The sequence below is a fragment of the Pseudomonas sp. BE134 genome, assembly GCF_031456105.1.
Taxonomy (GTDB): Bacteria; Pseudomonadota; Gammaproteobacteria; order Pseudomonadales; family Pseudomonadaceae; genus Aquipseudomonas.
The window spans coordinates 37,431-63,113 of the sequence record NZ_JAVDUA010000029.1; the positions used below are offsets into that span (position 1 = coordinate 37,431).

The 25,683-nt window shown below is 59.8% G+C and carries 24 protein-coding genes; 12 read left to right on the forward strand and 12 right to left on the reverse strand.

The window, feature by feature from the left end:
- Positions 1-208: 208 nt before the first annotated feature.
- On the reverse strand, positions 209-1,537 hold the full coding sequence (miaB, locus tag J2Y56_RS22095) for a tRNA (N6-isopentenyl adenosine(37)-C2)-methylthiotransferase MiaB (RefSeq protein WP_033049358.1): 1,329 nt from the start codon (positions 1,535-1,537) through the stop codon (positions 209-211).
- 135 nt (positions 1,538-1,672) lie between these two features.
- On the opposite strand from miaB, the gene J2Y56_RS22100 reads away from it, so the two are divergent.
- Entirely contained in the window at positions 1,673-2,002 is a 330-nt protein-coding gene (locus J2Y56_RS22100) for a DUF1820 family protein (protein WP_007894425.1), read from the forward strand.
- Positions 2,003-2,140: 138 nt separating this feature from the next.
- On the opposite strand, the gene J2Y56_RS22105 is transcribed toward J2Y56_RS22100, so the two are convergent.
- The 4 genes from J2Y56_RS22105 to J2Y56_RS22120 all read right to left on the reverse strand — a co-directional run bounded on the left by J2Y56_RS22105 (position 2,141) and on the right by J2Y56_RS22120 (position 5,684).
- Positions 2,141-2,695, reverse strand: a complete 555-nt coding sequence (locus J2Y56_RS22105) for a tetratricopeptide repeat protein (RefSeq protein ID WP_007946647.1) — start codon at positions 2,693-2,695, stop codon at positions 2,141-2,143.
- Between the two features lie 224 nt (positions 2,696-2,919).
- Positions 2,920-4,203 (reverse strand): glutamate-1-semialdehyde 2,1-aminomutase, encoded by a 1,284-nt coding sequence (gene hemL, locus J2Y56_RS22110; RefSeq protein WP_310337047.1) that lies wholly within the window; start codon positions 4,201-4,203, stop codon positions 2,920-2,922.
- 27 nt (positions 4,204-4,230) lie between these two features.
- The gene (gene thiE, locus J2Y56_RS22115; RefSeq protein ID WP_310352723.1) at positions 4,231-4,854 is read right to left on the reverse strand and encodes a thiamine phosphate synthase; all 624 of its coding nucleotides are present in this window, start codon (positions 4,852-4,854) and stop codon (positions 4,231-4,233) included.
- Between the two features lie 32 nt (positions 4,855-4,886).
- Positions 4,887-5,684, reverse strand: coding sequence for a hydroxymethylpyrimidine/phosphomethylpyrimidine kinase (locus J2Y56_RS22120; protein ID WP_007946643.1), 798 nt, complete (start codon positions 5,682-5,684; stop codon positions 4,887-4,889).
- 423 nt (positions 5,685-6,107) lie between these two features.
- On the opposite strand from J2Y56_RS22120, the gene J2Y56_RS22125 reads away from it, so the two are divergent.
- From J2Y56_RS22125 to J2Y56_RS22140, 4 genes are all read left to right on the forward strand, one after another.
- Positions 6,108-8,471 (forward strand): 7TM diverse intracellular signaling domain-containing protein, encoded by a 2,364-nt coding sequence (locus J2Y56_RS22125; RefSeq protein WP_310352730.1) that lies wholly within the window; start codon positions 6,108-6,110, stop codon positions 8,469-8,471.
- A 96-nt stretch (positions 8,472-8,567) separates the two neighbouring features.
- Positions 8,568-10,214 carry an acyl-CoA dehydrogenase family protein gene (locus J2Y56_RS22130; RefSeq protein WP_310352732.1) on the forward strand — a complete coding sequence of 549 codons (1,647 nt, stop codon included), beginning with the start codon at positions 8,568-8,570 and terminating at the stop codon, positions 10,212-10,214.
- A gap of 111 nt (positions 10,215-10,325) precedes the next feature.
- Positions 10,326-11,825 carry an AMP nucleosidase gene (amn, locus tag J2Y56_RS22135; protein ID WP_177323432.1) on the forward strand — a complete coding sequence of 500 codons (1,500 nt, stop codon included), beginning with the start codon at positions 10,326-10,328 and terminating at the stop codon, positions 11,823-11,825.
- 68 nt (positions 11,826-11,893) lie between these two features.
- Positions 11,894-12,535, forward strand: coding sequence for a pseudouridine synthase (locus tag J2Y56_RS22140; RefSeq protein WP_007946639.1), 642 nt, complete (start codon positions 11,894-11,896; stop codon positions 12,533-12,535).
- On the opposite strand, the gene J2Y56_RS22145 is transcribed toward J2Y56_RS22140, so the two are convergent.
- Together J2Y56_RS22145 and J2Y56_RS22150 are read right to left on the reverse strand one after the other, a co-directional pair.
- On the reverse strand, positions 12,530-12,739 hold the full coding sequence (locus tag J2Y56_RS22145; RefSeq protein ID WP_007946638.1) for a DUF2788 domain-containing protein: 210 nt from the start codon (positions 12,737-12,739) through the stop codon (positions 12,530-12,532). The genes J2Y56_RS22140 and J2Y56_RS22145 overlap by 6 nt on opposite strands.
- 188 nt (positions 12,740-12,927) lie before the next feature.
- Complete coding sequence (locus tag J2Y56_RS22150) at positions 12,928-13,407, reverse strand: Lrp/AsnC family transcriptional regulator (protein WP_310352737.1); 480 nt, start codon at positions 13,405-13,407, stop codon at positions 12,928-12,930.
- A gap of 435 nt (positions 13,408-13,842) precedes the next feature.
- On the opposite strand from J2Y56_RS22150, the gene J2Y56_RS22155 reads away from it, so the two are divergent.
- Entirely contained in the window at positions 13,843-14,826 is a 984-nt protein-coding gene (locus tag J2Y56_RS22155) for a DUF6515 family protein (protein WP_310337062.1), read from the forward strand.
- Positions 14,827-14,865: 39 nt separating this feature from the next.
- On the opposite strand, the gene J2Y56_RS22160 is transcribed toward J2Y56_RS22155, so the two are convergent.
- Positions 14,866-15,759 carry a cation diffusion facilitator family transporter gene (locus tag J2Y56_RS22160; RefSeq protein WP_310352742.1) on the reverse strand — a complete coding sequence of 298 codons (894 nt, stop codon included), beginning with the start codon at positions 15,757-15,759 and terminating at the stop codon, positions 14,866-14,868.
- Between the two features lie 22 nt (positions 15,760-15,781).
- Positions 15,782-16,201, reverse strand: coding sequence for a hypothetical protein (locus J2Y56_RS22165; RefSeq protein ID WP_007946635.1), 420 nt, complete (start codon positions 16,199-16,201; stop codon positions 15,782-15,784).
- Between the two features lie 109 nt (positions 16,202-16,310).
- On the opposite strand from J2Y56_RS22165, the gene hrpB reads away from it, so the two are divergent.
- Positions 16,311-18,827: an ATP-dependent helicase HrpB gene (gene hrpB, locus J2Y56_RS22170; protein WP_310352745.1), complete on the forward strand. Its 2,517-nt coding sequence runs from the start codon at positions 16,311-16,313 to the stop codon at positions 18,825-18,827.
- Between the two features lie 61 nt (positions 18,828-18,888).
- Here the strand turns inward: hrpB and J2Y56_RS22175 are convergent, their stop codons facing one another.
- Entirely contained in the window at positions 18,889-19,965 is a 1,077-nt protein-coding gene (locus J2Y56_RS22175) for an endonuclease/exonuclease/phosphatase family protein (RefSeq protein WP_310352746.1), read from the reverse strand.
- 66 nt (positions 19,966-20,031) lie between these two features.
- A complete protein-coding gene (locus tag J2Y56_RS22180) occupies positions 20,032-20,706 on the reverse strand; it encodes a YciC family protein (protein WP_033049356.1) in 675 nt (224 codons plus the stop codon).
- A 178-nt stretch (positions 20,707-20,884) separates the two neighbouring features.
- On the opposite strand from J2Y56_RS22180, the gene J2Y56_RS22185 reads away from it, so the two are divergent.
- The 4 genes from J2Y56_RS22185 (at position 20,885) to J2Y56_RS22200 (ending at position 23,889) form a co-directional block, all read left to right on the forward strand.
- Positions 20,885-21,643, forward strand: coding sequence for a DUF2076 domain-containing protein (locus tag J2Y56_RS22185; RefSeq protein ID WP_310352750.1), 759 nt, complete (start codon positions 20,885-20,887; stop codon positions 21,641-21,643).
- A gap of 138 nt (positions 21,644-21,781) precedes the next feature.
- Positions 21,782-22,261 carry an NYN domain-containing protein gene (locus J2Y56_RS22190; RefSeq protein WP_007946629.1) on the forward strand — a complete coding sequence of 160 codons (480 nt, stop codon included), beginning with the start codon at positions 21,782-21,784 and terminating at the stop codon, positions 22,259-22,261.
- Between the two features lie 22 nt (positions 22,262-22,283).
- Complete coding sequence (locus J2Y56_RS22195) at positions 22,284-22,895, forward strand: PolC-type DNA polymerase III (RefSeq protein WP_007946628.1); 612 nt, start codon at positions 22,284-22,286, stop codon at positions 22,893-22,895.
- A gap of 463 nt (positions 22,896-23,358) precedes the next feature.
- On the forward strand, positions 23,359-23,889 hold the full coding sequence (locus J2Y56_RS22200; protein WP_310352753.1) for a Bro-N domain-containing protein: 531 nt from the start codon (positions 23,359-23,361) through the stop codon (positions 23,887-23,889).
- 237 nt (positions 23,890-24,126) lie between these two features.
- On the opposite strand, the gene J2Y56_RS22210 is transcribed toward J2Y56_RS22200, so the two are convergent.
- Positions 24,127-24,585, reverse strand: a complete 459-nt coding sequence (locus J2Y56_RS22210; RefSeq protein WP_310352755.1) for an Lrp/AsnC family transcriptional regulator — start codon at positions 24,583-24,585, stop codon at positions 24,127-24,129.
- Positions 24,586-24,748: 163 nt separating this feature from the next.
- Between J2Y56_RS22210 and yedA the strand changes: the two genes are divergently transcribed.
- Positions 24,749-25,675 carry a drug/metabolite exporter YedA gene (gene yedA / locus J2Y56_RS22215; protein ID WP_310352757.1) on the forward strand — a complete coding sequence of 309 codons (927 nt, stop codon included), beginning with the start codon at positions 24,749-24,751 and terminating at the stop codon, positions 25,673-25,675.
- Positions 25,676-25,683 lie beyond the last annotated feature (8 nt).

Sequence of the window (25,683 nt, forward strand, 5' to 3'; positions counted from 1 at the left end):
ATTAAGATGAAATCAAGGATAACGCCACTGGGCTGGGTGCGAAAGCTCTTAAATGGATGAACCTGCTCTCGAGAACAAAGCAGCTTCACTGTGGGAGCTGGCCTTGCCAGCGATGAGGGACTCACATCCAAAAGAGATGTTGCCTGTTATACCGCTATCGCAGGCAAGCCAGCTCCCACATTTGATCCCTATTGAATTGAAATTGGTGTTACTGGATCAGCGAGCCCCGCAGCGAGTGCGGTTGTGCGGCGTCGATGTGCACGTCGGCGAACTGCCCGATCAGGGTCGGATTGTCGCAACGGAAGTTGACGATACGGTTGTTCTCGGTCCGGCCTTGCAGTTCGCCGGGGTCTTTTTTCGAATAATCGGTGACCAGAATCCGCTGGATCGACCCGACCATTTGTCGGCTGATCTCGAAACCCTGCTGGTTCAGGCGATGTTGCAGGGCGTTCAGGCGCTCTTTTTTCAGCTCTTCAGGTGTTTCGTCGGCCAGGTCGGCAGCCGGAGTGCCCGGGCGCTGGCTGTAGACAAACGAATAGGAAAAGTCGAAACCGACGTCTTCGATCAACTTCATGGTTTGCTCGAAGTCTTTTTCGGTTTCGCCCGGGAAGCCGACGATAAAGTCCGAACTGATGCAGATGCCCGGCACGGCGGCCCGCAGTTTTCGCAGTTTGGATTTGTATTCCAGCGCCGTGTGGTTGCGTTTCATCGCCGAGAGAATCCGGTCTGAACCCGATTGCACGGGCAGGTGCAGGTGTTTCACCAGTTCCGGCACGTCGGCGTGGGCCTGGATCAGACTGTCGGAGAACTCCAGCGGGTGCGACGTGGTGTAGCGAATCCGGTCGATGCCATCGACAGCCGCCACAACGCGGATCAGTTCGGCCAGATCAGCCAGGCGCCCGTCGTGAGTCGTGCCGCGATAACCGTTGACGTTCTGACCCAGCAGCGTCACTTCACGCACGCCGTTTTCAGCCAGGTGAATGATCTCGGCAATCACGTCGTCGAACGGGCGGCTGACTTCTTCGCCGCGGGTGTACGGCACCACGCAGAACGTGCAGTACTTGCTGCAACCTTCCATGACCGACACGTAGGCGCTCGGGCCATCGATACGTGGCTCGGGCAAATGGTCGAATTTTTCGATTTCCGGGAAGGAAACATCGACTTGCGGCAATTTGGTGGCGCGTGCGGCGTCGATCATTTCCGGCAGGCGGTGCAGGGTTTGAGGGCCGAAGACCACGTCCACGTATGGCGCGCGATCACGAATGGCGGCGCCTTCCTGACTGGCCACGCAACCGCCGACGGCGATCACCATGTCCGGGTTGGCGAGTTTCAGTTCGCGCCAGCGGCCGAGCTGGGAGTACACCCGGTCCTGGGCGCGCTCGCGAATGGAGCAGGTGTTGAGCAGGATCACGTCGGCATCTTCAGCGCGAGCGGTGACTTCCAGGGCCTGGTGTTCACCCAGCAAGTCGACCATGCGCGAGCTGTCGTACTCGTTCATCTGGCAACCGTGGGTTTCGATGTAAAGCTTCTTGGCCATGGATACAGTCATCACGTGATTCAAAGAACCGCGCATTATAGGGAACATGTTCCAAGGTTCCTACCATTGTGCGTCCGGCGGCTATGCTATAGTTCGCGCCCTCATTTTTATCCCCAAATGTGTTGCTCGCCCACCATGACCAAACGTGAAGCTCCAATCTACAAGGTGATTTTCCTCAACCAGGGCCAGGTGTACGAAATGTATGCCAAGCAGATCTATCAAAGTGATCTGTGGGGCTTTCTGGAAGTGGAAGAGTTCGTCTTTGGCGAGCGCACGCAAGTGGTCGTCGATCCGAGCGAAGAAAAGCTCAAGGCTCAGTTTGAAGGCGTGGTACGCAGTTTTGTGCCGATGCATTCGATTGTGCGCATCGACGAGGTAGAGCGTCTGGGCACACCGAAAATCAGCGAAGCCCGTGGCGCGGTCGGCAATGTCATGCCGTTTCCGATGCCGATGCCTGAGAAGTAGGCCTCAAGACCGAGTCGCCCCATTCGCGAGCAGGCTCGCTCCCACAGAATCTCTAGTGTTAACAAATGTTGTGTTCACAGGAGATCAACTGTGGGAGCGGGCTTGCTCGCGAAGGGGCCAGTCAGATCAATACAGAAATCAGGGCAGTGGCGAAAACGGCGTTCGCCCATCCGCGCTCTGCAATTCCATCAGGTATTTACGAAAGATTTGTCCCAGCACTTGAGTCGCCACTTCAAGTTCTTCGCGCGGCATTTTCTCGGCCACTTCATCCGCCGTGTCCAGCGCATCTTCCGCGCCATTGACCGCCGCCATCTTCAGCACGATGTACGCCTGAATGTTGTTGGCCGGTACGCCTTCGCCGTGGAAGAACATGGTGCCCAGTTTGAATTGCGCCTGCGCGTGGCCTTGCAGGGAGGCTTTTTCGAAATAGCTGAGGGCTTTATTGAGGTCGCGCGGCGTGTTTTTGCCGTTGTAGTAGAACTCACCCAACTCGTATTGCGCTTGCGCATCCCCTTCATCCGACGCTTTCTGGCAGGCGGCGAGCGCTTGCGTCAGGTCTTGCGGCTGAGTATTGAGGGTGCAGCGACCCATCGCTGGGATTAACAACGAGTTGCCGCCTGCTTGTGCGAGCGCGAGCAGGGGCTGAAGGAGCAACAGGCAGCCCATTGAAAGGGCGCGGCCGGTGCGGTTCATGAGAATCGACTTACCTCTGAAGGGCGCGCGGACCCATCGAGGGATCCAATAAGCGCGCATTATGAAATAAGCAGGGCCAACCTTACAAAGTCTTTACTCGTTTTTCTGCTGCGCGGGGAATATATCGCCCAATTTGCGGGAGATTATTAGCAGTAGCGTAGGAAGAACGGTGCGAATGTAGGTAAAAGCTGACGCTGGCAGTCGCCAACGTCAGCGGCAGAGCGTTATTTCAATGCGGCGAATGCGCGCTCGGCGGCATCCAGCGTCAGTTTCAACTCGGCCTCGCCGTGGGCGATTGAGGTGAAGCCGGCTTCGAAAGCGCTCGGCGCCAGGTACACCCCGCCTTCGAGCATCAAGTGGAAGAAGCGACCGAACAGGGCCGCGTCGCTGGCCATCACGTCATCGAAGGTGACGATGTCGTCAGCGCCACTGAAGTACAGGCCAAACATGCCGCCCGCCTGCGTGGTCACGAACGGAATGCCTGCGGCATCGGCGCGCTGTTGCAGGCCGTCGAGCAGGCGGCTGGTGTAGTCGCTAAGCTCGGCATGGAAGCCCGGACGGCTGATCAGGCGCAGGGTGGTCAGGCCGGCGGCCATGGCCAGAGGATTACCCGACAACGTGCCCGCCTGGTACACCGGACCCAGTGGCGCGATGTGCGACATGATTTCGCGCTTGCCGCCGAAGCAGCCGACCGGCATGCCGCCGCCGATGATCTTGCCGAAGGTGCTCAGGTCCGGCGTAACGCCGAAGTGCGCTTGTGCACCGCCGAGGGCGACGCGGAAACCGGTCATCACTTCGTCGAAGATCAGCACCACGCCGTGCTTGTCGCACAGGGTCCGCAGGCCTTCGAGGAAGCCCGGCGCCGGTGGTACGCAGTTCATGTTGCCGGCAACCGGCTCAACGATGATGCACGCTACGTCACGGCCGACTTCGGCGAGCATGGTTTCCACCGCGTCGATGTCGTTGAACGGCAGGGTCAGGGTGTGTTTGGCGAAGTCCGCCGGCACGCCGGCCGAGCTCGGTACGCCTTGGGTCAATGCGCCGGAACCGGCCTTGACCAGCAGGCTGTCGGAGTGACCGTGGTAGCAGCCTTCGAACTTGATGATGTTGTCGCGGCCGGTGAAGCCACGGGCCAGGCGGATCGCGCTCATGGTTGCTTCAGTGCCGGAGCTGACCATGCGCACCATTTCCATTGATGGCACGATCGAGCAGACCAGGTCGGCCATCTCGGTTTCCATCGCGGTCGGGGCGCCGTAGGACAAACCGTGTTCCAGCTGTTTACGCACCGCGTCCAGCACGTCCGGATGGCTGTGGCCGAGGATCATCGGGCCCCAGGAACCTACGTAGTCGACATAACGCTTGTCGTCTTCGTCGGTGACGTAAGCGCCTTCGGCATGTTTGAAAAACAGCGGGGTACCACCCACGCTTTTGAACGCGCGAACAGGCGAGTTCACGCCACCGGGAATGTGTTTCTGGGCATTGGCAAACAGGGTTTCGGAACGAGACATGGTCGGGCTCTCAAATCAGATTTTAAGCTACTTAAAAAGCAGTTCGTTAAAGGCGCGGGCGCGGCGTGTCACTTCACCAGGGCTCTCGGCGCCAAACAGACCGTGGACGACCGCCAGCAGATCTGCCCCGTGGGCCACCAGTGGCGCGGCGTTCTCCAGGGTGATGCCACCAATCGCGCAGATCGGCAGGTGCAGTGTGCGGCGGGCCTGATCGAGCAGTTCGAGGCTGCACGTGGGGGCGCCGGGTTTGGTGTTGGAATTGAAGAAGCGGCCGAAGGCGACATAACTGGCGCCTTCCTTCGCGGCTTGTTCGGCGAGTTCGAGCTGCGCGTGGCAGGTCGAGCCGATGATGGCTTTGGAGCCGAGCAGAGCGCGGGTCGGCGACAGCGGACCATCGGTCTGGCCCAGGTGCACACCGACGTTCAGGCGTGCGGCCAGTTCGGCATCGTCATTGATGATCAGCTGGGTCTTATAGCGGTTGCACAGATCGCGCAAGGCTTCGGCCTCACGCAGGCGGCGGGCCTCGTCGGTGCTTTTGTCGCGGTACTGCAGCAGGGTGACGCCGCCTTCCAGCGCCGCCTCCACGTACTCAAGCAGTTTACCGGCCAGCAACTGGCGGTCGGTAATAGCGTACAGGCCACGTAGTTTCATCGAGCAAGCCTCACCGCATGACTAATTAGAAGTTACGAACAGAAATCCAGCGGCAGACGGCGCGGCACGAACTGGCCTTTGCCCAATTGCTCCGCGTCACGCAGGGTTCGCCATGTGTAGTTAAGCGCGGTCTGCACGGCACTGGCGAGGTTTTCACCCTGGGCCAGACGACCGGCCAGGGCGCTGGCCAGTGTGCAACCCGAACCGTGATAACTGCCGGGCAAGCGCTGGCAGGTAAAGGTTTCGCGGAGGCCGTCGCGGCTGTACAGGCGATTGTGGATTTCGTGTTCGTCGCCATGGCCACCGGTGATCAGCAGGTGTTTGACGAATGGCAGCAGTTTTTCGGCGCACTCGTCAGCGGTGCCTTCGGGCAGTTCGGCGAGGATGCGCGCTTCAGGCAAGTTAGGGGTGGCAATGATGGACAGTGGCAGCAGGCGTTCGCGCATGGCATAGCCGACTTCATCCTTGCCCAGTCGTCCACCACCACCGGCACGTAGCACCGGATCGCAGACCACTGGCAGGTGCGGGTGCGCCGAGAGCAGTTCGACTACCGTGTCGACCATCTCCAGGGAACCGAGCATGCCCAGTTTGACCGCGGCGACTTCGGAGTCGTTGAGTACGGCATTGGCCTGGGCCAACACCCACTCACGATCGAGGACGCGAAAGTCAGTGACGTTGACCGTGTCTTGCACGGTCAGGGCGGTAACGGTCGGGGCCGCATGACAACCCTGAGCGAGCAGGGCTTCGATATCTGCCTGCAAGCCGGCGCCACCACTTGGGTCGTGGCCGGAGAGACAGAGGACAACGGGGCGAGAGCTGTAGATATTCATGGTGCGCGAGCTTATCACCAGTCGACCAGCGAGTCATGAGACGGACTTGTAGCAGCTGGCGAAGCCTGCGTTCGGTTGCGAAGCAGCCGCAAGTTCAGACAACGCGGTAACTCAGACAGATCGCGCATTCAGGTTTTACGACTGCTACGCAGCCGAACGCAGGCTTCGCCAGCTGCTACAGGAATGTGCAAAACGGCCGATGCATTGTTTATAACTTGATCAAACAAGCTGGCTTTTCACTATTTATGTTGCTGTAACGCCTGTCCTAGAGCCTTTTGTGTAAATCTTTCAATGGTGTTCATTGGCCATCAACGGCTATGCTAGAGTGGATCCAAACCAATAACAGGTAATGCCGGTTTTACGTCTACTCAAAAGGAATGAGGGGCTTCCTGAGATAACCGGACAGGCCACGCTGGGGCTTAAATGCGCTATTTGCTGATATTGCTGCTTTGCTTGCCCCTCATGGCGAGCGCCGTCGAGTTCGACGAGTTCACTCAAAGCCTGCCTTTGGGCCGAAGCCTGCAAGTGTACGAAGACGCGGGTGGTCAGGCGACCATCGCCGATGTCCGTGCGCAAGCCGCGGCCGGTAACTTCAAGACCCACGACAAAGCGACGCTCAACGCCGGTTATTCGCGTTCGGTGTTCTGGCTGAAAATCGACCTGCTCTACCGCCCGACCAACCCGCAAGCACAACGCACCTGGCTGCTCGAACTGGCCTATCCGCCCCTTGATCACCTTGATCTGTTTTTGCCCGATGCTGCCGGCAGCTATCAATTGGTGCGGCAGACCGGCGATGCATTGCCGTTTTCCACGCGCGAGATCCGCCAGAACAACTACTTGTTCGATTTGAAATTCACGCCTGACCAGGTACAAACGGTGTATCTGCGCCTGCAAAGTGAAGGCTCGATCCAGGCGCCGGTCACCTTGTGGTCAAGCACCGCTTTTCTCGAAGAACAGCCAGTCCGGCTTTATGTGTTGGGGCTGATCTATGGTGTGTTGTTGGGGATGCTGGTTTACAACCTGTTCATCTACCTCAGCGTGCGTGACACCAGCTACCTCTATTACATTTTCTATATCGCCTCGTTCGGGTTGTATCAGCTGTCGGTCAACGGCGCGGCTGTGGAATATTTCTGGCCTGACAATCCGTGGTGGGCCAACGCCGCCACACCATTCTTCATCGGTTGCGCCGGGCTGTTTGGCAGCCAGTTCGCCCGTAGCTTCTTGCAGACAGGTTCTTACGGGCGCTGGCTCGATCGTATGCTGCTGGCATTGATTGCATTCAGCGCAATGGTGATCGGGCTGTCATTGATGGCCAGTTACGCCCTGGCCTTGCGACTGGCCACTGCCCTGGCCTTGACCTTCACGGTGGTGATTTTCGCCGCCGGGTTGTGTGCCTGGTTGCGTGGCTTGCGTGTGGCGCGGTATTTCATCATTGCCTGGTCGGCGTTTTTGCTCGGTGGCGTCGTCAATACGCTGATGGTGCTGGGTTACCTGCCGAACGTGTTCCTGACCATGTATTCGAGCCAGATCGGCTCAGCGATCGAAGTGGCGTTGTTGTCGCTGGCCCTGGCTGACCGAATCAACGCCATGCGCGAGCAGCAAGCGCAAACGCTGTTTGATGCGGGTCAAAAACTCGAAGTGCTGAACCAGCAACTGGCTCACGGTAACAAGCTCAAAGATGAATTCCTCGCCACCCTGACCCACGAATTGCGCACCCCGATGAACGGTGTGATCGGTTCGCTGGAGTTGATGCAGACCGTCGAGATGGATCCTGAGCTGGAGCAATACCAGCAAACCGCCGCCGGTTCCGCGCGGGACATGATGCGCATGGTCAACGGCATCCTGACCCTGACCGAATTGCAGGCTGGCACGCTCAAGGTTTCCCCTGCAGCGTTCAGCTTGCGGGGCGTGGTCGATGCCTTGCGCGCGCAGTTCGAGGTCAACGCATCGAGCAAGTCGCTGGACTTCAAAGTCGACGTAGCCTCGGGACTGCCGGATCGCTTGCACGGTGACAGCACCAAACTGACGCAATGCCTGGAATGCCTGTTGGATAACGCGATCAAGTTCACCCGAGTCGGCGGCTTGGCGCTACGGGTGACGGGCAAGCCGGTGGAAAACGGTCGGTTGTCTTTGTCGTTTGCGGTGATCGACACGGGTATCGGCTTCACCGATCTGGGGGAGGCGACGATGTATCAGCGCTTCTTCCAGCTCGACGGTTCAATGACTCGCGAATACGGCGGTCTGGGCGTGGGGCTGGCGATTTGTCGGCAACTCGTCGAACTGCTCGGTGGGCGCTTGACGCACCGCTCCGAGCCGGGCAGCGGCAGCCGCTTCCAGCTAGATGTCGACTTTGATTTGCCGGTGGTAGAGCGACCGCCTGTACCGTTGATGAGCGGCGATTTTGGGCGTTTGCGCTTACCGCAGGATTGCAGCGTGTTGTTGGTGGATGACAACAGCGTCAACCAGTTAGTGATGCGCGGCATGTTGCTCAAGCTCGGGTTCCGGGCGCGTTCCGCCGACAACGGCTTGAGCGCGGTCGATCAGTTGCAGCGTGAAACCTTTGATGCGGTGCTGGTCGATGGTCAGTTGCCGCCTCAAGACGGCCTCTCCCTGTGCTGCCAGATCCGCGCCTTGCCAGGTTGCGCCGACTTGCCGGTGTTCGTGGTGGCTCTGAGTGTGGATCGTGAACGCTGCCCGACCGGTGACTTGATTGATTACCTGAACAAACCGGTGAAATTCGAAGATTTGCAGGCCGCGCTCTATCGTCGGGTGTTGTGCCCAGGGTAGGGCGAAAGCGCCGACAGTTCGGCGGATATGCCACTTTGTTCAACCTCGGGGCAGTGCTTAACTGACTTCCTTGGCTGACCCAAAGGAGCCCTCGTCATGAACCTGCATCAGTTCGCCGAAACCCACGAAGTCACCAACCAGCCTCCGTCGCTGGACGGCACCAACCTGTATCGCATCGACTTGCCATTGCAGGAATGGTCGCGGCGGTTCGGGGCTGGTTGGGCCGAGTCGCGGATCGACGCGTACGGCGCACTGGCGGGCGGGCCCTTGATGGAAGCCGGGTTTCTGGCCAACCAGAACAAACCGGTATTCGTTAGCCATGACCGTTATGGTCATCGCATTGATCTGGTGGAGTTCCACCCGGCCTATCACAAATTGATGAGCACAGCGGTCGAGCACGGGCTGACTTCGTTGCCTTGGGCGCATCCGCAGTCGGGCGCGCATGTGGCCCGCGCGTCCATGAGTTATCTGCATAGCCAGGCCGAAGCCGGCAGCGGTTGCCCATTGACCATGACGTTCGCCAGCGTTCCGGCGATGCGCCTGCAACCGGATCTGGCCGAGCAATGGCTGCCGAAAATCCTTTCTACCGAATACGACCCGCGTAACGTCGGCATGGCGCACAAGGCCGGTGTGACCATCGGCATGGCCATGACCGAGAAGCAGGGCGGCACCGACGTGCGTGCCAACACCACCAAGGCGTATCCGGTCGGCGCCAGCGGTCCGGGACAGGCCTATGAACTGGTCGGCCACAAGTGGTTCTGCTCGGCACCGATGTGCGATGCCTTTCTGACCCTGGCGCAGACTGACAAGGGGTTGACCTGTTTCCTGCTGCCGCGCCATCGCCCCGATGACACGCGCAATCAGTTCTACATCCAGCGCCTGAAAAACAAACTGGGTAATTGTTCCAACGCCTCCAGCGAAGTGGAATTTCGTGGTGCGCTGGCGTGGATGGTTGGCGAAGAAGGGCGGGGCGTGCCAACCATCATCGAAATGGTCGCCATGACCCGCTTCGATTGCATGGTCGGCTCCAGTGCATTGATGCGCCAGGCCCTGACCCAGGCCAGTCATCACTGCGCTCACCGCGGCGTCGGCGGCAAGTTGCTCAGCGCACAGCCGTTGATGCAAAACGTGCTCGCCGATCTGGCGCTGGAAAGCGAAGCCGCCCTGGCCTTGAGCCTGCGCATGGGCAAGGCGCTGGATCATCTGGACGACAGCCAGGAAGCGAAATTCGCCCGACTGGTGACGGCCGTGGGCAAATACTGGATCTGCAAACGCGCCCCCGCGATGATCAACGAAGCCGCCGAATGCATGGGCGGCGCCGGGTACGTCGAAGAAAGCATCCTGCCGCGCCTGTACCGTGAGGCGCCGGTCAATTCGACGTGGGAAGGTTCCGGCAACGTGCAGTGCCTGGATGTGCTGCGGGCGCTGTCGAAAGAGCCAGGAGTACTCGACGTGCTATTCAGCGAGTTGGGCGATGGCCATGGTGACAAACGCCTGGCCGCCCATATCAGCCAGTTGCAGGCGGCGTTCAAGGACACCAGCGACATTCAGTACCGCGCGCGGCAGTTGACCGAAGACATTGCGTTGGGGCTTCAGGCGAAGCTATTGCTGGAGGCGGGGAATGCGGCGGTCAGTGATGCGTTTATCACCAGTCGACTGGGATCAGCGGGGCGGGTGTATGGCGCGTTGCCGCGTGGGCTGGATGTGGAAGCGATTGTCACCCGGTCGACTCCACTTATGTGAGCGACTCCGGATCCCTGTGGGAGCGAGCAGGCTCGCTCCCACATTGGATCCGCGCTGGACTTGGCATTTGTGTAGCCGCCACTGTTCCCGTGAAGCGACGATGCAGGCAAGATGAAGGTCTGCAAGTCAGAACACAGGATGCTGATCGTGACCGAAGCTTTTATTGTCGTTCAAACCGCCGAGCAAGCCGTGGACCAGCTTGCGCACTTGCACAATCGTGCAACCACCGCGCTGAATCAGGCGCTCAAGCGTTACCTCAAGGATCGTGTCGAGCCGGACGCCGAGCAGCGTGCGATGTTTCGTTATCCCGAACTGCGCCTGACCTATCACTGCCAGGGCGAAGTCCCGCAGACCACGCGCGCCTACGCCAAGGTTCAACTGCCGGGGACCTACAGTGTCACCGTCACCCATCCGGCCGCTTTCCGTAAATACCTGCTGGAACAACTCGTGCCGTTGATGCACGACTTCACCGTGACCGTCGAAGTCGGCATCAGTCAGCAAAACATTCCTTATCCGTATGTGGTCGAGCAGGGCGATGAACTGGCCGGCTCCGGTGTGACCGCTGCCGTGCTGGCACGAGTATTCCCGAGTACCGATTTGTCCGCCGCGACGGATGGCATAGCCGATGGCTTGTACGATTGGGAAAACACCGACCCGCTGCCACTGGCACTGTTCGACGCTGCACGGGTGGATTTCTCCCTGCGCCGACTGGTGCATTACACCGGCAGCGACTGGCGTCATGTGCAGCCATGGATTCTGCTGACCAACTACCACCGCTACGTTGACCAGTTCATCGTCCATGGTCTGGAGCAATTGCGCAGCGACCCGCGTTTTGTGCGCATGGTCTTGCCAGGCAACGTGATCATCGAAAAGAGCATGGATCACGGCGAAGCATCGGCGATTGCGGCGGGCGTGGTCTGGCACCGTTACCAGATGCCGGCCTATCACCTGATCGCCAGCGATGGCCACGGCGTGACCCTGGTGAATATTGGCGTCGGCCCGTCCAACGCCAAGAACATCACCGACCACTTGGCCGTGCTGCGTCCGCATTGCTGGCTGATGATCGGTCACTGCGGCGGCTTGCGTCAGTCGCAGACTATTGGCGACTACGTACTGGCGCACGCTTACATGCGCCGCGACGGGATTCTCGACCGGGTCGTGCCACCGAACATTCCGATTCCGGCCCTGGCTGAAGTGCAGATGGCGTTGCAACAAGCGGCGGCCAACATCACCGGCGAAAAGGGCGATGAGCTGAAAAAACGCCTGCGCACCGGCACCGTGCTGACTTACGACGACCGCAACTGGGAATTGCGTTGGGCCCAGGAACGTCCGTTGATCAACCTGTCTCGCGCTGTAGCGGTGGACATGGAAAGCGGCACCATCGCCGCCCAAGGCTATCGTTTGCGTGTGCCCTACGGCACATTGCTGTGTGTCTCGGACAAACCGTTGCACAGTGAAATCAAACTGCCGGGATCGGCCAACGCCTTCTATGAGCGTGCGGTCAGCCAGCACTTGAAGATCGGCATCGAGGCGGTGGACCTTTTGCGCACCGAACTCAACTCGCTGCACTCGCGCAAACTGCGCAGCTTCGACGAGCCACCATTTCGCTGACAGACATGGTTATTTAGCGGTCAGGGCACTAGCATTAGCAGCCCTGACCGTTAGATGTTTCTTTCCCCATGTCCCGTCCACAACGTCCCGTTTCTCGCCGCCCTGGCGCGAAGCCTGCGCCATCCTCCTCAGCCCCGCGCCGTGTCGCCAAAGCGCCGCCGGCCGAGCCGAAGCTGATCCTTTTCAATAAACCGTTCGACGTGCTGACCCAATTCAGTGACGGCGAAGGGCGCGCGACGCTCAAGGATTACATCGACATCCCGGGGATTTACCCGGCAGGACGGCTGGACCGTGACAGCGAAGGTTTGCTGCTGTTGACCAACGATGGTCAGCTCCAGGCGCGGATTGCCGACCCGAAACACAAACTGGCCAAGACCTATTGGGTGCAAGTGGAAGGTGAGCCGAGTGCCGAGCAATTGCAGCGGTTGCGCGAGGGTGTCGAACTGAACGACGGGATGACCTTGCCGGCCGAGGCGCGCCAGCTTGAAGAGCCGGAACTGTGGCCCCGCAACCCGCCCGTGCGCTTTCGCAAAAGCGTGCCGACGAGCTGGCTGGAGCTGGTGATTCGCGAAGGGCGAAACCGTCAGGTGCGGCGCATGACGGCGGCGGTCGGCTTGCCGACGTTGCGGCTGGTGCGGGTCAGAATCGGTGACTGGACGATCGATGGGCTCGATCAGGGTCAGTGGAAAGAAGTGCCGGCGCGTTTATAACGTGCCGGACTCGATCAGGCCGATCACTACGCTCTTGATGATGAACGCGGCCACGCCCAGGCCCAGGACAAAGAACAGAATGAGCGAGCCAAAGCGCCCGGCCTTGGACTTCTTCGCCAGATCCCAGACGATGAAACCCATGAAAATGATCAGGATGCTGACAAGGCCAGTCATCATCCACTCTTCAAATACTGCAGGATCCATCGAACATCTCCAGCGTAGGCGAGACTAAAAGGCGCTGGAGTATACGCCACTGAGAATTGGCGGAGCATTGACCTGCGTCGGTGTGTCGCAGTCATTCGTCGCCTGTGCCGGTCTCTTCACGGGCAAGCCCACAGGTTTTGCGTCTGACACAAAACCTTGTGGGAGCGGGCTTGCCCGCGATGGCGTCCTCAGCTGCGCAGATGAGTCAGCGGCAACTCGGTACTGTTGAGCACCTGGTTCAACACAAAACTCGACCGCACGCTGGTCACCCCTTCAATCCGGGTCAGGTGCCCCAGCAGCAGTTTCTGGTAGTGATCCATGTCCGGTACCACCACCTTCAACTGATAGTCGGCATCCATCCCCGTTACCAGGCTGCATTCCAGCACTTGCGGCAAAGTCCGAATCGCCGCTTCGAAGTTCTCGAATCGTTCCGGCGTGTGCCGGTCCATGCCGATCAGCACGTAAGCCGTCAGGCTCAGACCGAGCATCTTGCGGTCCAGCAGGGCGACCTGGCGGGATATGTAGCCATCGTCCTCCAGTTGCTTGACCCGGCGCGAGCATGGCGAAGGCGACAGGCCGATGCGTTCGGCCAGTTCCTGGTTGGAGATGCGCGAATCACGCTGCAATTCCGCCAAAATGCTCAAGTCGTATCGGTCGAGTTTGCTCATCAATCAGTCCCTTGTCGTAACTATTGCGGCAGATTATCTATCCAGGGTTAAAAATTGCGCAAGTGGTGTTTAATTGAGCAATCTTCGCAATCCTCTGCCGGCGTCTCAGGCCTATTCTTATCACCAGAATCACTGCTCGGACAAACAGTCCACAGCGGCTCGCCCAATCAGGCCAGCCGCGGCCGCCACCCCCACCGGGGATGTGGCGGCCCCCGAGCTGCACACTGTCCACAAGACGGCGTGAGGTGAGCCGACGTCAAAAGCGTCGAGCACGGACGAAGTTCTCAAAGGGAGGCCGACGGGTCTCCCTTTTCTTTTTCCCGCCAGTTATGTTCCGCCCTCAATAAATAAGTTTCGCGACTGATAACCTGTTGCAGAACCGGCCTGTGCTTTTCCAGTCTTACGTACAGGCTCCAACCCGCAGTGAGGAAGAGCATGAAGTCGCGCATCTGGCGTTTGGCCGGTGTTGGTTTGTTGTGTGTCAGTTTCACTGCGCAATCGCTGGCCGATGATCAACAAAACCGTGGGCCCGATGGTGGCAATAATCCGCCGTATCCGCAGAACAACGACGTCAATCGTGGCGAACACAACCGCCATTTCGAGCACAACGGCCAGAATCAGAACAATGGCCAGTGGCAGAGCCGGCCGCAGCCCGACTTCAACAATCCGGTTCGATCGCCGCCGCCCCCGCCACAACTGCCGGCCAATGACCTGCCGATCCAGCCCCGGCCCGACACCGTGCGCCAGACCCAGCCGCCGCAGCGTGGTTACTATCAGGACGTGCCGCGACGCAATGACAACAACCCGCACTGGAACGGCTATATCGGTGCGCCAACCAATGACCATCAATGGCAGGGGCGCCCGAGTGGCCACGGTAATGGTTGGGGACCCGGCCCGCAATATCGCCCCGGACACGTGATCGACCGCTTCCCGGATCGTGAGTACCGCGTGCCTTACCGTGGCCTGGATTATTTCTACTCCGGTGGTTACTGGTATCGCCCGCTGGGCCCACGCTATGTGGTGGTTGAACCACCACGCGGGATTCGCGTCAGCTATTTGCCGGAGTACGCGGAGCAGGTGTTGATCGGCGGGTCGGTGCTGTTCCTGGCGGCGGGCTCGTATTACGCCTATGAGGAGAGCACCCGGGATTACGTCGTGGTCGAGCCACCGGTTGGCACCTTTCAACCGCAACAGCAGCCGCAAGTCGCCAGCAACGGATATGACGTAGAGGCGTATCCAGCCAATGGGCAGTCGGCAGAGCAGGTCAATCAGGATGGTTACGAGTGCTATCAATACGCGGTGCAGCAGAGTGGTTTCGACCCGCGAACCGCAACCTATCAACCGGACCCGTCGGTGGTTCAAACCTATCGCCAGGCCCAGGGCAACTGCCTGAGCAGTCGCGGTTATCAGGTTCAGTAGCAGATATAAGCTTCAAGCTTCAAGCTTCAAGCTTCAAGCTTAAGGCTTGTAGCTCGAAGCTGCTTTCATAGGATCGGCGTGCACCAGCACTTCGGCTCGCGGGTAGGCGGCGTGAATCGCATCGGCGGCCTGATCGCTGATGCCATGGGCGACTGACAAGGTCAAATCCCCCGGCAGTTCCAGGTGCAATTGCACGAACCACTGGCTGCCGGAAACTCGCGTGCGCAGATCATGCGCACCCAAAACCCCTGGCACGCTGCACGCCAATTCAAGCATGTGCTGACTGACGTCCGGCGGCAGTTCCTCATCCATCAACACCGTAAAACTTTCCCGGGCGATCTGGATCGCGCTCCAGAGAATGTACGCGGCAATCCCCAGGCCGAACCAGGGGTCGACCCGATGCCAGCCAAACCCGGCCAGCACCAGCGCCACCAGAATGCTGCCATTGAGCAGCATGTCCGAGCGGTAGTGCAACGAGTCGGCGCGCACCGCGTTGGAGCCCGTTGCCTTGACGACGCGATGTTGCAAAACCAGCAACGCCAGCGTCAGCGCCAAGGACATCACAATCACGCCGATGCTGATCCACGGCGCACCCACCGGTTCCGGATGTTGTAGCCGTTCAAACGCCTGCCAGGCAATCAACATCGCACTGCCACCAATGAACAACGCCTGGGCCATGCCCGCCAGCGACTCGGCCTTGCCATGCCCGTAACGGTGATCGTCATCGGCCGGGCGCAAGGCGTATTGCACTGCCAGCAGGTTGAGCAGTGACGCGATGCCGTCGAGCGCCGAGTCGGTCAACCCGGCGAGCATGCTCACCGAACCGCTCAACCACCACGCAATACCTTTGGCGACAATCAGCGTACACGCCACTGCCACCGAGGCACGGGTCGCCAGCCGCAGCAGGCGGGCGTGTTCGGAGCTGGAAATCATAAGTGCGGCTGTTCCTTTTGGTTTACGCGGCGGGTTGCAGGCCGAACATCGCCAGTTGCTGGGCGCTGCCCTTGTGTTGAATCAGACGTGGGTCGTCCAGCGGGAAGCTGCGGCCCAGTTCCGTTTCGAGAATAGTCTGCAACTTGTGGTTATCGACCTTGCCGTCGGCGCCGATTGCTTCCTTGAGTTTTTCCGGGGCTACCTGAGCGGTCTTGCCTGGCTCCAGATAAATCGCGCCGGTGGCGAAGTCGACCGCAAAAGCGATCAGGCCGGGGATGATGTAGAACAGCAGGCCCACGGCATCCAGTGCCGCAACGACCGGGTCGATCTTGCCGTCGATCTGCCCTCGGCGGTCGGGGTAGAAAATCGAGCCGCAAGCCGTAACCTGGGTCAGCAGGGTGGCGACCAATACACCGCCAATCAGGCGAAAGGGAACACGCATATGAAATCTCCTGGGTAATTTCAAAACGAAAAGGCGTCGATATGAATTAGGACCCTGACGAACGCCCGGCAGTTCGTCGTTATACTCGCCGCTCTGTTTGGGAGCCAGCATGATTTCTTTGCCGATTGATGAAGTTTTACCCGCCCTGCGTGAAGCCTTGGCGACACGCCACGAAGCCGTGCTCGAAGCACCGCCTGGCGCCGGTAAAACCACCCGCGTACCTTTGGCCTTGCTCAACGAGACCTGGCTGGCCGGGCAGACCATTCTGATGCTTGAACCGCGCCGGTTGGCAGCACGGGCGGCGGCGGAGCGTCTAGCCAGTGAATTGGGCGAGAAGGTCGGTGAAACCGTCGGCTATCGGATTCGGCTGGACAGCAAGGTCGGGCCCAACACACGTATTGAAGTGGTTACCGAAGGCATTCTCACGCGCCGTTTGCAGGATGACCCGGCACTGGAAGGCGTTGGTCTGCTGATCTTCGACGAATTCCACGAGCGCAGCCTCGACGCCGATCTGGCGTTGGCCCTGAGCCTGAATGGCCGGGAGCTGTTTCGCGACGATCAGCCACTGAAAATTCTTTTGATGTCGGCGACCCTGGAAGGCGAACGCCTGGCCGGGTTGCTCGACGATGCCCCGATTCTACGCAGTGAAGGCCGGATGTACCCGGTGGCAATGCGCTGGGGGCGGCCGTTTCAGGCCGGTGAATTCATCGAGCCTCGGCTGGTACAGACCATCCTTGAGGCGTTGAACGACGAAACCGGCAGCGTATTGGTATTCCTGCCGGGACAAGCGGAAATCCGTCGCGTGCATCAACAACTGGCCGATGCGCTGGGCGATAGCCCGCAGGTGCTGCTCTGTCCGTTGCACGGTGAACTGGACCTCAATGCCCAACGCGCGGCGATTGATCCGGCACCGGCGGGCAAGCGCAAAGTGGTGATGGCGACCAACATCGCAGAGACCAGCCTGACCATCGACGGCGTGCGCGTGGTGATTGATGCCGGGCTGGCGCGGGTGCCGCGTTTCGACCCCGGCAGCGGCATGACCCGTCTCGACACCCAGCGTATCTCCAAGGCCAGCGCTACCCAGCGTGCGGGGCGGGCAGGGCGCCTGGAACCGGGCGTGTGTTATCGCTTGTGGTCGCAGGATCAGCACGAGCAACTGGCGGCCTATGGCAGTGCGGAAATTCTCTCGGCCGACCTTGCGGGCCTGGCGTTGCAACTCGGGCGTTGGGGCGTGACGCCGGGTCAGTTGGTCTGGCTGGATGTACCTCCCGCCGCCGCTTATGCACAAGCGCAGGACTTGCTGGATCGGCTGGGTGCATTGGAGGGCGAAGCGCTGACCCGCCATGGCCAGGCCATGGCCGAACTGCCGGCACATCCGCGCATCGCGCATTTGTTGTTGCGCGGCCAGGCACTCGGTTTGGCTGACATGGCCTGCGATGTCGCGGCGTTGCTCGGTGAGCGGGATATTTTGCGCGGTGCCGGCGCCGATTTACACAGCCGCCTGGTGCTGCTGTCCGGCGAAGAACGCGCCGCGCGGGGTGCTCAGGGCGGTGTGCAACGGGCCCGGCAACTGGCACGGCAGTATCGCGGTTATCTGCGCGCAAAAGCCTCGGAGCCGGTCAGCGACCCCGATCATCCGCGCTGGCTCGGCGCGCTGCTGGCGCTGGCCTATCCCGACCGCGTTGCCCAGCAACGCCGTGCAGGTGGTGCGGAATATCGCTTGGCCAACGGGCGCGCGGCGTTGTTCGCCGAGGCTGACAGCCTGATGAAACAGGCGTGGCTGGTGATTGCCGACCTTAGCAGTCGTCAGGGCCAGCGCGAGGAACGGATTTATCTGGCGGCGGAATTCGATCCGGAGCTGTTCGATTCAGTGTTGGCCGAGCAGGTGCGTTGCGTCGATCAACTGGATTGGGATGAGCGCGAAGGCGTGTTGCGCGCCGAGCGTCAGCGCAAGGTTGGCGAGTTGATAATCAGCCGCGAACCACTGACCGGCCTCGACGAAACCGCGCGCAGTCAGGCACTGGTCAATCTGGTGCGGCGCAAAGGCCTGGAGTTGTTGCCGTGGACCCCGGAGCTGCGTCAGTGGCAGGCGCGGGTTGCCTTGTTGCGTCAGTTGGATATGGCCGGCAAGGGCGAAAGCGAGTGGCCGGATGTCAGCGACGCCGCGCTGCTCAAAAGCCTCGAACAGTGGCTGATGCCGTATCTGGGCAAAGTCTCGCGGCTCAGTCATTTCGCCAATCTCGACCTGTCGAGCATCGTCCACAACCTGCTGCCGTGGCCGCTGCCCCAACGGCTCGATGAGCTGGCACCGCATCATTTGAGCGTGCCGTCAGGTTCATCGATTCGTCTGGATTACAGCGAGCAGCCGCCCATTCTCGCGGTGCGCTTGCAGGAATTGTTTGGCCTGGCCGAGACCCCGCGCATTGCTGGTGGGCGGCAAGTGGTGAAGCTGCATCTGCTGTCTCCGGCGCGGCGGCCGGTGCAGGTGACTCAGGATCTGGCGAACTTCTGGCGCAGCACCTACGCCGAGGTCAAGAAAGATTTGAAGGGCCGTTACCCGAAACATTACTGGCCGGATGATCCATTGGTAGCTGAAGCGACTGCGCGGATCAAACCGCGTAAATAGTCCCTCAATAATTGCGAAGAACCCTGTGGGAGCAAGCCTGCTCCCACCTGTTTTTACATTGTCAGTTGGCCGGCAACAGGAACCGCGCAATGACGGGAAGGTGATCGGAGATGCGCAAGGTATCGTCCTGCCTGACCTGCGCCTCGACCCGTTTGATGCGTGGGCTGTAGAACAGATAGTCGACGGTCCGGTCCGGGCCGTTCAGGCCAGGATCATTCGGGTAGTGGGTCAGCCAGCGCGCGCGGTCGATTCCGCCGGCTTCGTTGTTGGTCGGGATCATCGGGTATTTGTCCCACAACACATGCAAGGCGCTGTCGGTGGAGTAGGGTGTGCGTTGCTCGCTGGGCAGGCGTTGGTATTGCCCCAGCGGCAACAGATTGAAATCGCCGCCGAGCAGCCACGGCGTGCCGCGGCTTTCGAGATTGTCGAGCTCCCTGGCCACGGCCGAGACTTGCGCTTGCAGGGTCTCGTCAGGTTGGGTTACGCGATCCAGGTGGGTGTTGAACACGGCAATCTGGCCGCCGTCGCTCAACGGCAGGTAGGTCACCAGCAAGGCATTTTTCGCTTGGAACTGACGGCTGATCAGGTTGGCGGTCGCGAGCGGCAATTGCAGGCGCTGGGCTTGTTCGATCTTGAAGCGGCTGAGGGTTGCCAGTTGCCGGCCAACGCTGCCGAAGATGTGCGGATCCGGGATGAAGTCAGCCTTCCAGTCGAAGGCGTGGGCGCTGCATGGGTACAGGTCGGCGACCCGTTCCTGCAGCAGTTTGAGCTGGTTCTGGTAATCACTGGCCTTGGCGCCGTCGTCGAGCTCCTGCAACAGCACAACGTCCGGTTGCTCGTCGCGAATCACCCGCGCCACTTCATCGAGGCTGAAGGCCATGTCTTCGGGGGTGGGGGAGTCGTCGGTGCCGGAAGCCAGGTCATTCCAGAACACGTAGCGCTTGCCCGCCAGGTACTGGACGTTCCAGGTCATCACCTTCAGTGCCTGGCCGGGAACCAGGGGTGGCGCCGGGGTAGTGCAACTGACCGGCAGCACTTCCCGGGCTTCGGGGCGCCAGGTCCAGTTGTAAATCATCAGGCCGGTCAGGCCGATCACGATCAACAATCCCAGCAAGGTGTAGCGCAGCAGTCGGGTCATGGCTCGGCTTATAGCGTTACGGAAATTGACCCTGAGCATAACCGAGTGACGGGTGGTCACCCAAGGTCAGAGTGGCCCATCGATTTTTTCAGGGACCTCGCTGATCAGCATGAACAGGCGAAACAGCACCACGCTGGTGAACAGTTGCAGGAAGCTGTGGGCACTGTCGATCAGTAGCGAGATCACCGGGTTCTGCGGCTCGGGGTAGACCGCCAGCGTTGCGCCCTTGAGCAGCCACAACGGCCCCATCACGCACAAAATGCACACCAGGATGCGCATGAAATGTCCACGGGTCAGGCGCAGGCTTTCCTTCATCGCCGCCAACGGAGCCAGGCCTCGCAGCACCAGCAGGTATTCGCCGAACGCCAGGGTCACCATCAGATAGATACCGGGCAGGAAATACAGCGACAGGCCGAGCAGGATCAGCAGGGTATTCAGGGCGGTCAGCAGGGCGAAGCGCGGCCACAGGTAAGCGGCTCTGGACAGCAACGCGCGATTGCCCGGCGATTCGCCACGGCTGCGGGCGTCGAGAAACAGAATCAGGGCGGCGGTGTATAGCGGATAAACCAGCAAGCCGACGATCACACTGACGCCGGGAAAACTGTCCGGCTCGGTGGAGTGGTCGACCACTTGTTGCAGCAGCGATTCGAAGATCACCAGCGGCAGGCACAGCTGCACGATCTGGCGCAGATTGCGCTTGAAGAAATACAGGGAGTCACGCAGTACATCTAACGGATTCATCAGTCGGTATCGCAGGTTGGAAGCAGTGGCCCACTTTAACCGATGAAACCCTTTTGGGCGCAAACGTAAACGTTCGGTAAAGCTCATTGAAACATCCTGCACTCGCCTCCATTACCGATGAGCACCTTTTCCGCAGTGGAGAAGGGCGACGATTTCCCCGGCAATCTACGAGGTCGCCATGAACAGCGAAGAACAAACCCTGATCGATGGACTGTTTTCCCGGCTGCAACAAGCCGAAACGGATTCAGCCCTGCTCGACGCCCATGCTGAGGCGCGGATCAAGGAACACCTGACTCGCCAGCCTGCGGCCGGCTATTTCATGACCCAGGCGATCCTGGTTCAAGAAGTCGCCCTCAAGAGTCTCGACGAACAGAACAAACAACTAACCCGGCAGGTCCAGCAATTGCAGGCCGAACTGCAAGCGGCCAAGGCTCAGACAGCGGCACCGGCGCCGAGCGGTGGTGGCTTTTTGTCGAGCATCTTCGGGGGCAGTGCCCGCGATCCACAGCCAGCTCCGACCCAAAGTGCAGTGCCGTCCACAGGCGGCTGGCGAGAACCGGCACGTCCGTCGTTCAACTCGCAATCGCCACAGCAAAACTTCGGCGCAGCACCGCCTCAACAAAATTACATTCCGCAACAGCAGGCTCCGGCGGGGGGCAACAGTTTTCTCGGAGGTGCGCTGAAGACCGCGGCTGGTGTGGCGGGTGGCGTGATGCTGGCACAAGGTATCAGCAGCCTGTTCCATCAAAACCAGCAGCCGGAAGTGGCTGAAGTGATCAAGGAAGAGCCGGCTCAGGTCAGCGATCAGAGCGATAGCGGCAATGGCAGGGGCGACGACCAGCGCATGGCTGATAACTCCAGCAATCAGGGCGGCTTTACCGACACTGATTACAGCGATGACGACTCATTCTTCGGCGACGACGATTCCTTCGTCTGACACGCCATTCGTCCGGGGCGCAACCGTGCCCCGGGCCGATTATTCGCGGAACAATCCTTCGGGCTGGCATACTGGGCAACTTTTCGGGCCCGGTGCCTGATCTCGCCTGCGCGCTTGTGCGCCAAGAGGAAGTCCGCGGTGAAAAAAATCGCAGTGTTCGCCGATGTTCAAAACCTCTATTACACCGTGCGTCAGGCCTATGGTTGCCATTTCAACTACGCCGCGTTGTGGGCCGATATCAGCAAGCAGGGCGAGATCGTCGAGGCCTATGCCTACGCGATCGATCGTGGTGACAGCAAACAGCAGCAGTTTCAGCAGATCCTGCGCAATCTCGGCTTCACCGTGAAGCTCAAACCCTACATCCAGCGCAGTGACGGTTCGGCCAAGGGCGACTGGGATGTGGGCATCACCCTCGACATCATGGACGCCGCCGATCATGTTGACGAAGTGGTGTTGGCCTCCGGCGACGGTGATTTTGACATGCTGCTGGAGCGCATCATCAGTAAACATGGCGTGCAAGCAGTGGCCTACGGCGTGCCGGGCCTGACCGCCAATTCGCTGATCCGCGCCGCCAGCCGTTACGTGCCCATCGAAGGCGCGTTGCTGCTCAAGAATTGATTTTTACGGAGTTGAAACAGGTTTGGAACGCATAGCAGTCATCGACTTTGAAACCACCGGGATCTCCCCGAGCAGCAGCTGCCGGGCCACGGAAATTGCCGTGGTGATTCTTGAACAGGGGCGCATCGTCGAGCGTTACCAAAGCCTGATGAATGCCGGCGTGCGCGTCCCGGCTTTCATCGAGCAACTGACCGGCATCAGCAACGCCATGCTGCGCACCGCGCCGTCGGCCGAGCAAGTGATGAACGAGGTCAACGAGTTTGTCGGCATCACGCCGCTGCTGGCGCACAACGCGGCGTTCGACCAGAAGTTCTGGGACTTTGAGCTGGGGCGGATCAAGCGCACGCGGTTGCAGAACTTTGCATGCTCACTGCTATTGGCCCGTCGGCTAATGCCGGCTGCGCCGAATCACAAACTCGGCACCCTCACCACCTTCGCCAACCTGCCCGATACCGGCAAGGCTCACCGGGCCATGGCCGATGCCGAAATGGCCGCCAACCTGACGGCGCATCTGGCGCAAGAGCTGCGGAGCAAGCATGGGTTGCGCGAGTTGTCCCATGATTTGCTGTGCAGCTTGCAGAAAGTGCCGGCGGCGAAGATCAATGAACATCTCAAGCGCCATCGCGGGTTCTAAAACCACCGCCAATCCCCTGTAGGAGTGGGCTTGCTCGCGAAAGCGGTGTATCAGTCGACATCAATGTTGAATGGTAAATCGCTTCGCGAGCAGGCTCGCTCCCACAGGGTCGGTGTCTGACGTTGTTCTTGTGTTTAACCACGCCTCAAATTCGATGATTGCTCCTACCAAATATTCGGAATTTGTCCGTCTTGCCCCGTACCTGCGGCATCGATAATCTCTGGGACGTCGCTGCCAATTCAGCGACCGGGTCTGCAAGCCCGCCGACAGTTTGTTATGAGACCACCGGCGCACCTATAATCGCGTCGCTTCAATGAGCGACCATCGATTTATGGTAGCTGTGTGCGGGAGACCTTCGGGTCTGCCGGGGTGGTCTCCTACTCGGTCTTGCAGACCCGCGCATAGCTGCCACCCATCATCTGCAAGTGATGCTGGCAGCTCCGACTTTCACAGGAGATTCGCCATGATCAAAGTTACCCCTAATCCCCCTGAAAATTCAGATCAGTCCTCCGTCGCGGGAGCGTCTGCGTTCGCAGCTCAATTCGTACCCCAAACATTTATCCGTCATCACATCCAGCTGCGAGCACTTTTGCTGCACGGAGAGGCTTGGTTCTGCGCCCGTGATATCGGTAGGTTAATGGGGATGGAATTAAACAGTCGGCAAACGCTCAAGCTTGATGCGGATCAGCGGCAAGTGATGAGATTGTCTGGAAGTGATGACTCACAAGAGACCTTGATGCTGAGTGAGTCGGGCGTGTACGCGATGCTGGTGTACCAATACTGCCCGGAAAACCGCCATTTACGACGTTGGCTGACACACGACGTGGTGCCGATGTTGCGGGAAGATACGGGGTCCATTTCGAATCAAGCACCGCATATGCGGGCGATGGAATGGGCGGGCGGAACGCTGCGGCTGCTGCATTGGCGCAAAGAACCTTGGGTGCGCCTGCGGGATATGCCGGGTTTGTTGTCTGCAAATTACAGCGGCGTCTAACAGATCGCTTCGCGGGCAAGCCCGCTCCCACAGGAATTAGGTGACACCTGTGGGGACGGGATGTTGGCAATCTCACCGGCCATGAAGGATGCTGAAATGGCCGCCAACCTCACCGCGCATCTGGCGCGGGAATTGCGACACAAGCATGGGTTGGAGCTGTGGGAGTTCAGCTGTCTTCCGATAAGCCCAAAAATAAGTCATCAAGACAGTTGCTTCCACATTTGATCTCCTGCAGCTTTAAATCGTCTTGCCGTTGCCTTCGATGTGCCCCAACGGTACGCGCTTCTCTATTGCGCTCGAAAGCACAATCGACGTCTTGCTGAACCCGAATTTGGCAATCCGGTTAATCAATTCTTCCAGCTCCGGCATCGAACCCACCGCCGCTTGCATGATCACGCACGGATCGCCCGTGACCCGGTGGCACTCGGTCAATTGCGGGATTTTGATCAAGTCGTCGTAAGCCTTTTGATTGCCATGCTGGTTCAGGCGCAGTTCGATCACGCACTGGATCGGCAAACCGAGCTTGGCCATGTCGACTTTCGCCTGGTAACCGGTAATCACGCCACTGGCTTCCAGTTTGGCCACGCGCTCGGCCACGGCCGGGGCGGACAGGTTGACCTTGCGCGCCAGGTCGGCGTAAGACGCACGGCCGTTTTTCAGCAGGGCGCCGAGGAGCATGCGGTCGTATTTATCCATCGTCGTACACCTGAAAAATGACTGACTTTCGAAAGCACGGTTTATAACGCCGAACTCCGTGTTTTGAAAAGTGTACCGGCGCTATAAACAGGTTTTGTAACTTATTTTTCGCCGTTGGCCTTTCTAGAATAGCTGTTCACATTGTCCTGCCATCGAGCTGCTCATGCTTGGCTTACGTCGTTTTCCCTTACCGTTGATCGCTGCTTTTTTCGCGTTGTACGTGATTTGGGGATCAACCTATCTGGCGATCCGCATCGGTGTGGAGTACTGGCCGCCGTTGTTGCTCGCCGGAATCCGTTTTGTGGTCGCCGGGACGCTGATGTATGCCTTCCTGCGCTGGCGCGGCGCGCCGGCTCCGACCTGGGCACAGTGGAAAGCGGCCGGCATGATCGGGATCTTGCTGCTCGCTGGCGGTAACGGCGGAGTCACTGTGGCCGAGCACATGGGGGTGGCCTCCGGTGTGGCAGCCTTGGCGATTGCGACGGTGCCGTTGTTTACCTTGTTGTGCGGATATTTCTGGGGCGCGCGTAATACCCGTCTCGAATGGGCCGGGATTGTGCTCGGGCTGATCGGCATTGCCATGTTGAATCTCGGTTCGAACCTGCAATCGAGCCCGCTGGGGGCGACGTTGCTGGTGCTCGCAGCAGCTTCCTGGGCGTTCGGTTCGGTCTGGAGCAAACACTTGCCGTTGCCCGAGGGGGCGATGGCCAGTGCGGTGGAAATGCTGGTCGGTGGCGTGGTGCTGTTGATCGGCAGTGCATTGAGCGGCGAGCATCTGCAAGCCCTGCCACCGATCGAAGGGTGGGCGGCCCTGGCGTATCTGACGTTCTTCGGCTCGATTATCGCGTTCAACGCTTATATGTATCTGTTGAAAAACGTGCGTCCGGCGGCGGCGACCAGCTATGCCTACGTCAACCCGGCGGTGGCGGTGTTGTTGGGCATCGTGTTTGTCGGCGAGACCATCGGCATCGAAGAAGGGCTGGCGATGCTGGTGATCATCAGCGCCGTGGTCCTGATCGGTTTGCCGCAGTGGCGTCGGGTGCCTGAGCAGCCGGCCGTAGTCGCGCCGACAGAATCCCGTGTGAATTAGGGTAAACT